The organism is Ochrobactrum sp. P6BSIII, from assembly GCF_014138065.1.
Lineage (GTDB): Bacteria > Pseudomonadota > Alphaproteobacteria > Rhizobiales > Rhizobiaceae > Brucella.
This window is the reverse complement of the sequence record NZ_JACGXB010000002.1, coordinates 193,542-206,151: the sequence shown is the minus strand read 5'-3', so window position 1 is coordinate 206,151 and position 12,610 is coordinate 193,542. Positions and strand designations below refer to the sequence as shown.

Genomic DNA, 12,610 nt, shown 5'->3' with positions numbered 1-12,610 from the left:
CATGTTATCGCCCACCGCAGCCACCATTGCGCAGAACCGCCGACTTCGTGCTCGCAAGCGCACAGCCATCATTGCACTATTGCTGGCGCTGCTGACCGTGTTTTTCGCGCTGACGCTGATGCTCGGCCAGTCCTTTACGCCGCCATCCGACGTGATGCGCGTACTCCTCGGCGAACATGTGCAGGGTGCAAGCTTCACAGTCGGTCAGCTACGCCTGCCACGCGCAGTGTTGGCGGTTCTGGCCGGATTGAGCTTTGGTCTGGGGGGCGTGGCCTTTCAGATCATGCTGCGTAATCCGCTGGCGAGCCCCGACATTATCGGGATCAGTTCCGGTGCGAGTGCAGCTGCCGTTTTCGCCATCGTCGTGCTTTCCATGAGCGGCCCGGCTGTGTCCGTCTTCGCAGTCATCGCCGGGTTGGGTGTTGCCTTGCTGGTCTATGGCCTGTCGTTTCGAAACGGTGTTGCTGGCACGCGGCTGATCCTTGTCGGCATTGGCGTTTCGGCGATGCTGGAAAGCTTCATCGCCTATATCCTCTCCAGCGCTCCAGCGTGGAACCTTCAGGAAGCCATGCGCTGGCTGACAGGCAGCGTCAACGGTGCCCGTCTGGACCAGACATTACCGCTGCTTCTGGCCCTTTGCGTTTTCGGTGGCCTGTTGTTGAGCCGCAGCCGCGATCTGGAGGCGCTCCGGCTTGGCGACGATACTGCCGCAGCACTTGGCACACGCGTCGCCACAACCCGCATCATCGTTATCATCGCAGCCGTTGGTATGATTTCCTTCGCAACGGCGGTAACAGGACCGATTTCATTCGTCGCTTTTTTGTCCGGACCAATTGCTGCGCGCATCATCGGCAATAAAGGCTCGCTGCTGATCCCCTCTGCACTTGTTGGGGCCACCCTTGTGCTCGTCGGTGACTATTGCGGGCAATTCCTGCTGCCCAGCCGATATCCGGTGGGCGTCGTCACCGGCGCGCTCGGCGCACCTTACTTGATATTCCTCATCATACGCGTCAACCGGACCGGAGGTTCGCTATGACCACCCATACACTCACCGTTAGCCAGCTTTCGTCGGGCTATGACGACACACTCATTCTCGACGGTCTCGATCTCGACGTTCCATCCGGCAAGATCACGGTGATCGTCGGCGCCAATGCCTGTGGCAAGTCCACTCTGCTGCGCACCATGTCTCGACTGCTTGCGCCGCGAAAGGGACAGGTGCTTCTCGACGGAAAATCCATACACAAAGTCCCTTCCCGCGAACTGGCGCGAACCCTCGGTCTGCTCCCGCAATCGCCCATCGCGCCAGAGGGCATTACGGTTGCCGACCTTGTTAGCCGTGGCCGCAATCCGCATCAGAAAATGTTTGCGCGCTGGACGCGTGAAGACGACGAAGCTGTCGCCGCCGCGCTGAACGCGACTCAGACTGCATCGCTTGCAGAAAGACCTGTCGATGAACTTTCCGGCGGTCAGCGCCAGCGCGTGTGGATCGCCATGGCATTGGCACAGCAGACGGAAGTACTGCTCCTCGACGAGCCGACCACCTTTCTCGATATCGCCCATCAGGTCGAGGTTCTCGATCTTCTGACCGACCTTAACCGGGAACGCGGCACCACCATTGTCATGGTGCTGCACGATCTCAACCTTGCTGCCCGCTATGCCGATTTTCTGGTTGCGATGAACGACGGTCGCCTGCATGTCTCCGGCGCGCCGCAAGATGTGCTCACCGAAAAAACGGTTGCAGATGTTTTTGGGCTCGAAAGCCGCATCATCACTGATCCCACTTCCGGGCGACCGATGATGCTGCCGATTGGCCGCAATCGCATGAATGCCGATATCGGACAGGAAAAAGCCATCGCCTGATTGCTGCGGCTGTCACATGCACTTGCTGCATGGCAGGCATGCAACGAATTCTATTCAAAACCGGCCTTTCCATCGCCATCTAACAATCACGGACGAAGAAACTGTCCGTAATGGAGATGAAAATGTTTGCCCGTTTTAACAATCGTTTCGGTCGTGCATTCGCGCAATTCGGCAGCGCAGTCCGCGCTTCTGCTGCAATGCGGGTTGGTCATCAGCCTGCTGCGAAAGACCTTGAGACGCTTGGCATCGATGCAAAGCAGTTCCGCGAAATTCACGGATAAGTTTGCGTAAAGAGTAGTTTGTATCCGCGTTATGGACAGCCCCGGCAAAACCGGGGCTGTTTTGTTGATATCAGTCTTCGTCGGTTGCCATCTGCGCCAGGACTGCGCCCTTGCCTCGCTGGCGCATGATCATCGGCACCACGACAGCGGCGATTGCGAGCGCAATCAGCACAATCGACACCCAGGAATGGACAAGCGCCATCGGGTTGCCCTGACTGATCTGCAACGCCTGACGCAAGCTCTTTTCCGCCATCGGCCCGAGGATCAGGCCAACGACCACCGGCGCGATCGGATAGGAAAAGCGCCGCAGCACATAGCCCAGAAGACCGAATGCCAAGAGCAGGCCCAGCTCGAACGAGACCGGCAGCCCGAACAGCATCGACGTCGAGGCATTGGCGCCAATCGTGCCGAGCGTCGCGAACACCAGAATACCCGCATAAAGCCAATGGCGCGGGATGGTGAGCATCTTCACCCACAGGCCGATCAGCGGCAGGTTCAAGATGAGCAGCATCAGATTGGCGACGAGCAAGCTTGCCACCAGTCCCCAGACCAGTGAGGCATTGGTCACAAACAGAAGCGGTCCCGGCTGCAAACCGAACTGCTGGAAACCAGCCAGCATGATCGCAGCTGTCGCCGTGGTCGGCAGACCGAGCGTCAGAAGCGGCACAAGCGTACCGGCAGCCGATGCGTTGTTGGCGGCCTCCGGCCCGGCAACGCCTTCGATTGCGCCCTTGCCAAATTCTTCCGGATGCTTGGAAAACTGGCGCTCCGCCGAATAGGACAGGAAGCTCGACACATCAGCGCCGCCCGCAGGCATGGCGCCAATCGGGAAGCCGATGGCCGTGCCGCGCAACCACGGCATCCATGAGCGTTTCCAGTCGTTCTTGGTCATCCAGACCGAACCCTTGACCGCGATGACTTCATCATCGGGACCAAGCTTTTTGGACACGACTGCCAGCGTTTCACCGATAGCGAACAGCGCCACGGCCAGCGTCGTGACATTGATGCCGTCGAGCAGGTTCGGCGTGCCCATCACGAGCCGCGCCTGTCCGGTCAGCTGATCAATACCGATCAGGCCGAGCGCAAGACCGATGAACAGCGATGTGAGGCCGCGAAGGGTTGAATCGCCGAAGGCCGCCGAGACAGTCATGAAGGCGAGCAGCATCAGCGCGAAATATTCGGAGGGACCGAAAGACAGCGCGAATTTCACCACCCATGGTGCCACGAAGGCAAGCGCAAGCGTGGCAATGAGACCGGCAACGAAGGAACCGATGGCCGCTGTGGCCAAAGCGGGACCGCCGCGCCCGGCCCTTGCCATTTTGTTGCCTTCGAGCGCCGTGACGATGGAGGCGCTTTCACCGGGCGTATTCAGAAGAATGGACGTGGTCGATCCGCCATACATGCCACCGTAATAAATACCGGCAAACATGATGAGCGAGCCCGAAGGGTCCAGCTTGTAGGTCACCGGCAAGAGAAGCGCGACGGTGAGCGCCGGCCCAATACCCGGCAAAACACCGACCGCTGTGCCAAGCGTCACGCCGATCAGCGCATAAAGAAGGTTCGATGGTTCCAGCGCCACCAGCAAACCGTTGGCGAGAAGTGCTACAGTATCCATGATATGCCCTGGCCGTTACAGCACATCCCGAAAAGTGTGAAACGGTTTTCGGATAGGATGTGCGTTAAAACAAATAGTTAGAACGCCGATCTGATCCAATCAGATCGAAACGCGCTCTAGACGAAACGTTCAAGCCAGCCAGACGGTAGCGACAGCTGAAGACCGCGCGCGAAAATGAACCAGATCACGAAGGCAAAGACGATGCCTGCGGGAACGCTGATCCAGAACTTGCGATAGCCAAAGCCGCGCGCGGTTGCTGCAAACAGCAATCCGGTGGCGAGCGAAAACCCGGCCGTCTTCATCGTCAACATCTGGATAGCCAGACCACCGATGATCCATGCCATGGGGGCAATTTCCTGGTGCTCTCTTTTGGGAAAATCACCGCGTAGCGCTTCGATAACCGTCCAGATCGCGAGGCCGAACAATCCGGCTGCCACGACATAGGGAACAGTCTTCGGGCCGACCGGCGAGTAACTCATCACATCGTTGCCGTAGGCTGTGGACCACGCGATGGCAATGGCGACGGCGCCGAGAATGAAAGCGATGACAAGAGCGGCGAAATCCGGCGTCGCCCCTTCAGGGCGACGCTCTTCCTGCTGTTGAGATCCTGTCATTTGACGAGGCCGATTTCCTTGAGGATGGTTTCGGTGGCTGCGACATCCTTGGCGAGTTGCTCCTTGAAGGCCGGACCGGCAAGATAGGTATCCGCCCAGCCCTTGTCCTTCAGCGCCTTTTGCCAGGATTCTGATTTCACTAGCTTCTCGACATCAGCATTGATTGCTGCTTCCTGCTCGGCGGTGATGTCCGGAGCGGCGGCAACCATACGCCAGTTCTGGATGGCCACGTCCACGCCGCCTTCCTTGAAGGTCGGGGCATCGATGCCGTCAATACGGTGGTCACTCGAAATGCCGATGATGCGCAGCGTGCCGGCCTTAATCTGCGAGTCGAACTCGCCATAACCGGAAATGCCGACCGTTACCTGATTGCCGAGAATTGCCGCGAGAGCTTCACCGCCACCCGAAAATGCGATGTAGTTCACCTTGGTCGGATCAACACCAGCAGCCTTTGCGAAAAGGCCTGCCGTGATGTGATCAGTGCCACCTGCTGAGCCGCCACCCCAGGATACGGAACCTGGATCAGCCTTCAGCTTGGCAACGAGATCGCCGAGATTCTGGATATCGGATGCGGCGGGAACAACGATGGCTTCATATTCGCCGGTGAGACGCGCAATCGGCGTCACCTGTTCCAGCGTTACCGGCGACTTGTTGGTCAGGATTGCGCCGACCATCACATAGCCGCCGACGATCAGCTGACTGGCGTCGCCCTTGTTCTGATTGACGAACTGCGCAAGACCGATGGTGCCGCCTGCACCCGGTACGTTGATAACCTGTACGCTGCTGGAAATCTTTTCGTCTTGCAGCACGCTCTGCATGGTGCGTGCTGTCTGGTCCCAACCGCCGCCCGGCGCAGCAGGCGCTAGCAGCTTATAATCTTCCGCCGAAGCCGAGCCAGCAGCGAGCGCCAACGCAGCGACCGACGTAACGGCCAGAATAAACCTACGCATATGTCCTCCCAAATAGACACAAAGCCGCCTTGCGACGGACCTCCCCAATTGCCCGCTTCCTCTAGCGAGCTTAAACTACATGGATATCGCAAAAAACAATTTCAATAGACCATAGCGCAGCAATATTTGCTTTTGTGCGTGACAGGTCGAGACTCGCTCATCCCAATGGCAATCTGTACATTTGCTTCGGAACATCCGATTCTTCTTGTAATCTTTGCTCTCCCCCACATTTTCGCCACGCTTGATGCTGGCAACCGGCAAGGAAATAGCCAATGGCCGCCGCTGAAACTGCAACACATGCCGCCGAGGCTGCCCATCACGGCGGCTTTGATCTTGTTCCCATTGTCGTGCTTCTAGGCGCAGCCGTTATTGCAGTTCCCCTGTTCAAACGGCTCGGCCTCGGCTCGGTTCTTGGCTATCTTGCAGCCGGACTGGTCATCGGTCCGTTCGGGCTTGGATTGTTTTCCGATCCGCAGGCCATTCTGCACGTCGCTGAACTCGGCGTCGTCATGTTCCTGTTCATCATCGGTCTGGAGATGCAGCCATCGCGCCTTTGGTCGATGCGTGGTGAAATCTTCGGGCTTGGTCTGGCGCAGGTTGCCCTTTGCATCGGCCTTCTCACCTTCGTCGGCCTCGCGCTTGGCTATCCGGTCGCGCAGAGCTTTGTTGCAGGTACCGGCTTCGTGCTGACGTCTACCGCCATTGTCATGCAGATGCTGGAGGAACGGCGCGCCATGGGCCTGCCAAAGGGACGCCGTATCGTGGCGATCCTGCTGCTCGAAGACCTTGCCATCGTGCCGCTTCTGGCGCTCGTCGCGTTTCTGGCGCCGGGCGGCGAAGAAACAACCTTGGCCGACCGACTGACCGGCGTTGCCATTGGCCTCGCATCCATCGCCGGTCTGGTTCTGGCCGGTCGCTATCTGCTCGATCCGCTGTTCCGCATTCTCGGCAAGGCAAAAGCTCGCGAGGTCATGACAGCGGCAGCGCTTTTTGTCGTGCTGGGCGCAGCACTGGCCATGCAGCTTGGCGGATTGTCGATGGCAATGGGCGCATTCCTCGCCGGTGTGCTTCTGTCGGAATCCTCATTCCGCCATCAGCTTGAAGCGGATGTGGAGCCATTTCGCGGCGTGCTTCTCGGCTTGTTCTTTCTCGGCGTCGGCATGTCGCTCGACCTTGCAGTAATCGCCGCCAGCTGGCAGCTCATCATTGTGGCCGTCATTGCCTATATGCTGTTGAAAATGATTGGTATTTACGCCGTTGCCCGCCTGTTTCGCGCCAGCAATCGCGAAGCTGTCGAGCGCGCCGTGCTGATGGCGCAGGGCGGCGAATTCGCCTTTGTCCTTTATGCTGCCGCGACCTCGGTCAACATCATCGATGCAGAGGCCAATGCCATCCTGACAGCGACGATCATCGTCTCCATGGCTCTCACACCAATCATGATCATCCTGCATGACCGGCTGATGCCAAAACCTGCGCCTTCGATGGAGGGCGTCGAGGCAGCGGACAATTTGTCGGCCAGTGTTTTGCTGATCGGCTTTGGACGTTTCGGGCAGATTGTCAGCCAGCCGCTCCTCGGGAACAGCTGTTCGATTTCCATCATCGAAACCAGCACCGACGCCATCCGCAATGCGCGGGATTTTGGCTTCAAGATCTATTTTGGCGACGGCTCCCGCCTCGACATTCTGCATGCCGCAGGCGCAAATCGTGCAAGACTGATCATCATCGGCGTTGACGACCGCGAGGCGAGCCTGAAGATCGCCGAACTGGTAAAAGCGGAGTTTCCGCTGGTTCCCGTATTGGCGCGCTCGTTCGACCGCGAACATGCCATCGAACTGATCCATGCTGGTGTGGAATATCAAATCCGCGAAACCTTTGAATCAGCGCTTGCTCTCGGCGAAAAAGCACTCGAAATGCTCGACGTCGATGAAGAAGAGCGTGAGCGCGTCATGGAAGATGTTCGCCGTCGTGACGGCGACCGCCTGACAATCGAAGTCACTGGCGGCCTTTATGCCGGGCGCGAACTCATTCACGGCAATGCGCCCATCAAGGACAAGAAGGGCGGACCGGACAGCGCCGTGTGATAATCCGCAAAAAAGCGGCCGTCTTGGTCTGGTAAAGGCTGTGGCTCTTCCTAGTTTATAGGTGGTAGAATGTTATCATTCGTCCAACCAAGGAGAAGCCTTATGACAAAGCCTCTGAAAAAGCCTGTGTCGTGGCATGCACCGAAGTTCATCGAAGTTAGCTGCGGCATGGAAATCAATCGCTATGCACCAGCAGACGGTGACGAACCGATCCTGTTCTGACACGCCTCCCAAGACGCGTGAACAGTTTCATGACGGAGTTCCGCGCAATTGTGATCGGGGCCGCCGCTGGCGGCGGTCTCCCTCAATGGAATTGCGGCTGCGAAAACTGCCGTCTGGCCCGATCGCGTTTGCCGGACGGGATTGCGCCGCAGACCCAATCCTCGCTGGCCGTCACATCGGATAGTGAAAACTGGGCGTTGCTCAATGCATCACCCGATATACGCCAGCAGTTGATCAACACAGCCGCGCTGCATCCGCGTGCGCTACGCGACAATCCGATCAAGACCGTTCTTCTGACCAATGGCGATATCGACCACATTGCCGGTCTTTTGACGCTGCGGGAAAAGCAGGCGTTCCGGCTGGTGATGACCGCCGCCATTCGCGATATCCTCACTGCAAACCCGATTTTCACCGCGCTTGATCCTGCTTTCGTTACACAGGAAATCGTGGCGCTGAATGAACCCTTCAAGCTGGTTCCGGGAATTGAAGCGCATCTGTTTTCCGTTCCGGGAAAAGTACCGCTTTTCATGGAAGGCGAAAACCCGAACACCGCCCTTGAGGGCGAACAGACAGTTGGCGTCGAACTCGTCTCGGCCAGACACCGCGTCTATTACATTCCAGGCTGTGCCGTGGTGCGCGAAGACCTCAAGGCACGGATCAGCGGCGCCGATATTCTCTATTTCGACGGCACGCTTTTCACCGATGATGAGATGATCCAATCGGGCACCGGCATCAAGACGGGCCGTCGCATGGGACATATTTCAATGTCCGGCGACGATGGCAGCCTGAAAGCGCTCGCCGATGTCGCGGTGGATCGGAAAATATACGTCCATATCAATAATACGAACCCGGTCTGGCGTGATGGTCCCGAACGGAAGCTGGTCGAGGACAGCGGGTTTGAAATCGCCTTTGACGGCAAGGAGATTGCTCTATGAAAGACGCTGCCGACAAGGAGACATTCCACGCCCGCCTTCTGGCCATCGGCCTTGAACGTTATCACGACAAGCATCCGTTCCATATCCGGCTGCATGGCGGCGAATGCACCATCACGCAAGTGCGCGCCTGGGTGATCAATCGCTATTGCTATCAGAGCAGCATTCCCATGAAGGATGCGGCGTTTCTTTCGCGCTGTGAGGATGTGAACATGCGCCGCGCCTGGCGTTCGCGCATTGAAGACCACGACGGGGGCATTCATGAAGGCGGCGGCATCCGGCGCTGGCTCAAGCTGGCCGAGGCCGTTGGCCTTGATCCCGACTATGTGGCGTCCGGCAAGGGCATTCTGGCGGGAACGCGCTTTGCGGTCGGCGCTTATGTTCACTATGTCCGTGACAAGCCGCTTCTGGACGCAGTTGCGTCGTCGCTTACCGAACTTTTCGCACCCAAAATCCATAAGGACCGGATCGCGGGCCTGCTGAAGCATTATGCCTTCGCCGACGAACAGGCGCTGTCCTATTTCCGCCAAAGGCTCAATGAAGCGCCGATTGATGTCGAATATGGTCTTGCCTATGTGCTGGAACACGCCGACACTCTGGAAAAGCAGGATGCTGTCGCCGCTGCCCTGACCTTCAAAACCGATGTGCTTTGGGCGCAGCTTGATGCGCTTTATGCGGCCTATGTGGCACCTGGCATGATCCCGCCCGGCGCGTGGGACGGCAAGCAAGGCGTGGATGCCGGATGGGACAAGGCGCTGGCAGAAAAGAAGGTTTCCGCATGAGCAAGACAGACAGCGTTACCATCAAACCGGCGGATATCGTCACGCTTGCACGCGGCGTGAGGTTGCGTGTTGATGAGGTGCGCGGGCAAACTGTGCTTCTCGCACCAGAGCGCGCCATGGCGCTGGACGATATTGCGATCCTGATCGTCAATGCGCTCGATGGTGTTCGCAGCGTCGATGCAATCTGCGATGCTTTTGCGTTGGAATTCAATGCGCCACGTGAACAGGTCGGAAGCGATGTGCTGGCCTTTGTTCAGGAACTCGCCAACCGCCGCATGATCAAGGTTCTGGGATGAATCTGGCAATTCAGGAAGCAAAGCTGCAGCGGCTGGCACCGCCGCCGATGGCTTTGCTCGCCGAATTGACACATCGCTGCCCGCTTGCCTGTCCTTATTGCTCCAACCCGCTGGAACTGATTGGTGCAAAGCAGGAGCTTTCTACGGAAGAATGGAGAGAGGTCTTTCGGCAGGCCGCAAAAATGGGTGTCCTGCACCTGCATCTATCTGGTGGAGAACCGGCGGCGCGGCGGGACCTTCTTGAACTGACCAAGGCCGCCGTCGAGCTTGGCCTTTACACCAATCTGATCACATCGGGTGTCGGCCTGACAGAAGCGCGTGTGGAGGCGCTTGGGCAGGCTGGCCTTGACCATGTGCAGCTTTCCATACAGGGCACCGATGCCGCATCGGCTGATCGCATTGGCGGATATAAAGGCGGGTTCGACCGCAAGATAGCCGTGGCCAATTGGGTCACATCGGCGGGCATTCCGCTGACCGTCAATGCAGTCTGCCACAAGCAGAATATGGACCAGCTCGACGCGATGCTGGAGCTTGCTTTGACGCTCGGCGCGCGCCGCATCGAAATCGCAACCGTTCAGTTTCATGGCTGGGCGGAGAAGAACAAGGCCGCGCTGCTGCCGACGCGCGAACAGGTTGTCAAAGCCAACCAGACAGTAGCCGCAGCGCGCAAGCGTCTCGAAGGCAGGCTGGTGATCGACTATGTTCCCGCCGATTATTATTCGTCTTATCCGAAAGCCTGCATGGGCGGCTGGGGCCGGGTCGGCCTGAATGTCACGCCGGACGGGCGTGTGCTGCCCTGCCACGCCGCAGAAACAATCCCGTCGCTTCATTTCGATAATGTCCGCGACAAGGGGCTGGCCGATATCTGGTATGACGGCGAGGCCTTCAATGCCTATCGCGGCGATGACTGGATGCCCGATCTCTGCCGCAGTTGCGAGCGCAAGGACATCGACTTTGGCGGCTGCCGCTGTCAGGCGATGGCGCTGGCCGGAGATGCGAGCGCAACCGATCCGGTCTGCATGCGCTCACCGCTCCGCGATATGGTTACGGCCATGGCGCAAGAAAACGCGTCCGCCCCAATTCCGGACAGTTTCGTCTATCGCAAATTCTAAACATCATGACGACATTTTGCTTCAAGCACATGATGAGAACCAATTGATCTCAACGGCTTTTGAGATCACATTCCGCTATCCCTTTCCTTTGATGAATCGTTTCCCATGACCGACATAGCTGCCCCCGTTTCCGTCACCGTTCGCCCGTTTCAACAGGACGATCTGGAAGGCATTTTCTCCGTCATTCTGCCGATCCAGCAGGAAGAATATGGCATCGCCATCACGGCGCAGGATCAGCCTGACCTGAATGCCATTGACAGTTTCTATCGACCCGGCGCTGGAGAATTCTGGATCGCGGAGCATGACAGTCAGGTCGTGGGCACAATCGCGCTCAAGGATATTGGCAACAATGAAGCCGCCTTGCGGAAGATGTTCGTCGCCGCTCCCTATCGGGGTTCGGGTATCGGTACGGCAAGCAAACTGCTGTCAGCCTTGCTCGCCCATGCCGGTGAAAACGGCATTCGCCGCATTTATCTTGGAACAACCGACAAATTTCTTGGCGCGCACCACTTCTATGAGAAGAACGGTTTTACCGAAGTGGAACGCAGCGCCCTACCGGAAAATTTTCCAGTAATGGCCGTAGACTCGAAGTTCTACGTGATCGCGCTGTCCTAAACCGGTTTCCCACAGTCAGGCGCGATTGCGCCTTTGCTGTATCACCACCCACCAGCTGTTGCGAAACATGATCGCGCCGATGATAAGCGCGACCACACCAAGCACGATTGTGCCATAGGCAACGCCTTGATCGCCGAACTGTTCATAAAGCCAGCCGGACTTTTCAACGGCCTGTGCCGGTGTTCCCAATCGGAGGATGCCGTTCACCAGTGCCGTAATCCCGACGATCAACATCCCGATGCTGCGAACCATGCTTACTTTCCAATTCTCGTCTAAAGCCAAGGCTTAATCTCTGCACGCGGGTGATAACGGCATCGCTGTCCAATTGCAAAGATCAATCCCCCATCGCAGCGCCATCGGCTCTGCTTGCAAGAGACTGAATTTATACAGAAAAAGCGCTCATAAGGTATTTCCAGCAAAAAACTGCAATGGTCCTGCGCGAGATAATGCGTAACAACTCATAGATGGATTGACCTCAGAAACGCCAATCAATGGGGACCATTAAATACACTGCTTTGAGATGACGACACTACGAAGAAGGAAAAACAGCCATGGTCAACGATCCGAAGACCAATCGTGCTGAAGCGCAAAATGCCCAGCCTCGCACAATAGCGAAGGCGCCCAGAACACGCGGTCCCAGCCCCGAAAAAACCGCGCGAACCCGTAAGCTGATCATCCGGTCTGCGATGCGGGAGTTCCTCGACAAGGGCTACGCCAATGCGACCATGGCTGGTATCGCCGAGCGTGCCAGCCTCGCCAAAGGCACAGCCTATCGCTATTTCGATACGAAAGAAGACCTCTTTGCCGGTATTGTCCGTGATATCGTGACCAACCCGCTTGGCGAGATTGAAAACTTCCCCATCCGGCCGGACGAGCGGGTTTCCGACTATTGCAAACGCACGATGATCCCGGTGATGCGGAGCATTGAGAACAAGGGACGCGCCACGGTGGCAAGGCTTGTGCTCGCTGAAGGCCATGCCTTTCCCTATCTCACAGAGGTCTATCGCACCGAAGTCTACGAACCTTTTCTGGAACGGATACGCTGGCTGATCGACGTGGCCGCCGAGCGCGGCGAGTTGAAAGGCACGATCCTGAAAACCTACCCGCACCTGCTCACTGCGCCCGTATGGATGGGCATTGTTCATAACGGCCTGCTCGGACAGGACAATCTGATCGACACCGCAACCATGTTCGAGGCGCAGGTCGATCTTATGTTCGCCTGACGGCTGTCTGAAAAACATTACGAAAAA

General features: G+C 57.7%; 15 protein-coding genes. 11 read left to right on the top strand and 4 right to left on the bottom strand.

The window, feature by feature from the left end; genetic code table 11:
• Window position 1 precedes the first annotated feature (1 nt).
• From FHW00_RS03295 to FHW00_RS03285, 3 genes are all read left to right on the top strand, one after another.
• On the top strand, window positions 2–1,036 hold the full coding sequence (locus tag FHW00_RS03295; protein WP_078336876.1) for a FecCD family ABC transporter permease: 1,035 nt from the start codon (window positions 2–4) through the stop codon (window positions 1,034–1,036).
• On the top strand, window positions 1,033–1,860 hold the full coding sequence (locus FHW00_RS03290) for an ABC transporter ATP-binding protein (RefSeq protein ID WP_078336875.1): 828 nt from the start codon (window positions 1,033–1,035) through the stop codon (window positions 1,858–1,860). Before FHW00_RS03295 ends, FHW00_RS03290 begins: the two co-directional genes overlap by 4 nt.
• A 122-nt stretch (window positions 1,861–1,982) precedes the next feature.
• Window positions 1,983–2,141, top strand: coding sequence for a hypothetical protein (locus FHW00_RS03285; protein WP_162762585.1), 159 nt, complete (start codon window positions 1,983–1,985; stop codon window positions 2,139–2,141).
• Between the two features lie 70 nt (window positions 2,142–2,211).
• Here FHW00_RS03285 and FHW00_RS03280 read toward each other — a convergent pair whose 3' ends face one another.
• The 3 genes from FHW00_RS03280 to FHW00_RS03270 all read right to left on the bottom strand — a co-directional run bounded on the left by FHW00_RS03280 (window position 2,212) and on the right by FHW00_RS03270 (window position 5,320).
• Window positions 2,212–3,756, bottom strand: coding sequence for a tripartite tricarboxylate transporter permease (locus FHW00_RS03280; protein ID WP_078336874.1), 1,545 nt, complete (start codon window positions 3,754–3,756; stop codon window positions 2,212–2,214).
• Between the two features lie 116 nt (window positions 3,757–3,872).
• Window positions 3,873–4,370, bottom strand: a complete 498-nt coding sequence (locus tag FHW00_RS03275) for a tripartite tricarboxylate transporter TctB family protein (protein ID WP_078336873.1) — start codon at window positions 4,368–4,370, stop codon at window positions 3,873–3,875.
• A complete protein-coding gene (locus FHW00_RS03270) occupies window positions 4,367–5,320 on the bottom strand; it encodes a Bug family tripartite tricarboxylate transporter substrate binding protein (protein WP_078336872.1) in 954 nt (317 codons plus the stop codon). Before FHW00_RS03270 ends, FHW00_RS03275 begins: the two co-directional genes overlap by 4 nt.
• A 272-nt stretch (window positions 5,321–5,592) precedes the next feature.
• On the opposite strand from FHW00_RS03270, the gene FHW00_RS03265 reads away from it, so the two are divergent.
• The 7 genes from FHW00_RS03265 (at window position 5,593) to FHW00_RS03235 (ending at window position 11,360) form a co-directional block, all read left to right on the top strand.
• Window positions 5,593–7,401 (top strand): monovalent cation:proton antiporter-2 (CPA2) family protein, encoded by a 1,809-nt coding sequence (locus FHW00_RS03265; protein ID WP_078336871.1) that lies wholly within the window; start codon window positions 5,593–5,595, stop codon window positions 7,399–7,401.
• Between the two features lie 126 nt (window positions 7,402–7,527).
• A complete protein-coding gene (gene pqqA / locus FHW00_RS03260) occupies window positions 7,528–7,623 on the top strand; it encodes a pyrroloquinoline quinone precursor peptide PqqA (protein WP_078337071.1) in 96 nt (31 codons plus the stop codon).
• 29 nt (window positions 7,624–7,652) lie between these two features.
• Complete coding sequence (gene pqqB / locus FHW00_RS03255; protein WP_078336870.1) at window positions 7,653–8,558, top strand: pyrroloquinoline quinone biosynthesis protein PqqB; 906 nt, start codon at window positions 7,653–7,655, stop codon at window positions 8,556–8,558.
• Window positions 8,555–9,337 (top strand): pyrroloquinoline-quinone synthase PqqC, encoded by a 783-nt coding sequence (gene pqqC, locus FHW00_RS03250; protein WP_078336869.1) that lies wholly within the window; start codon window positions 8,555–8,557, stop codon window positions 9,335–9,337. The genes pqqB and pqqC overlap by 4 nt, the downstream gene beginning before the upstream one ends.
• On the top strand, window positions 9,334–9,633 hold the full coding sequence (gene pqqD, locus FHW00_RS03245; RefSeq protein WP_078336868.1) for a pyrroloquinoline quinone biosynthesis peptide chaperone PqqD: 300 nt from the start codon (window positions 9,334–9,336) through the stop codon (window positions 9,631–9,633). Before pqqC ends, pqqD begins: the two co-directional genes overlap by 4 nt.
• Entirely contained in the window at window positions 9,630–10,745 is a 1,116-nt protein-coding gene (gene pqqE / locus FHW00_RS03240; RefSeq protein WP_113533430.1) for a pyrroloquinoline quinone biosynthesis protein PqqE, read from the top strand. Before pqqD ends, pqqE begins: the two co-directional genes overlap by 4 nt.
• Before the next feature lie 105 nt (window positions 10,746–10,850).
• Window positions 10,851–11,360, top strand: a complete 510-nt coding sequence (locus FHW00_RS03235) for a GNAT family N-acetyltransferase (protein WP_078336867.1) — start codon at window positions 10,851–10,853, stop codon at window positions 11,358–11,360.
• Window positions 11,361–11,375: 15 nt separating this feature from the next.
• On the opposite strand, the gene FHW00_RS03230 is transcribed toward FHW00_RS03235, so the two are convergent.
• Window positions 11,376–11,612 carry a hypothetical protein gene (locus FHW00_RS03230; RefSeq protein WP_445557847.1) on the bottom strand — a complete coding sequence of 79 codons (237 nt, stop codon included), beginning with the start codon at window positions 11,610–11,612 and terminating at the stop codon, window positions 11,376–11,378.
• 299 nt (window positions 11,613–11,911) lie between these two features.
• On the opposite strand from FHW00_RS03230, the gene FHW00_RS03225 reads away from it, so the two are divergent.
• Window positions 11,912–12,583, top strand: a complete 672-nt coding sequence (locus tag FHW00_RS03225; protein ID WP_078336866.1) for a TetR/AcrR family transcriptional regulator — start codon at window positions 11,912–11,914, stop codon at window positions 12,581–12,583.
• Window positions 12,584–12,610: the final 27 nt, after the last annotated feature.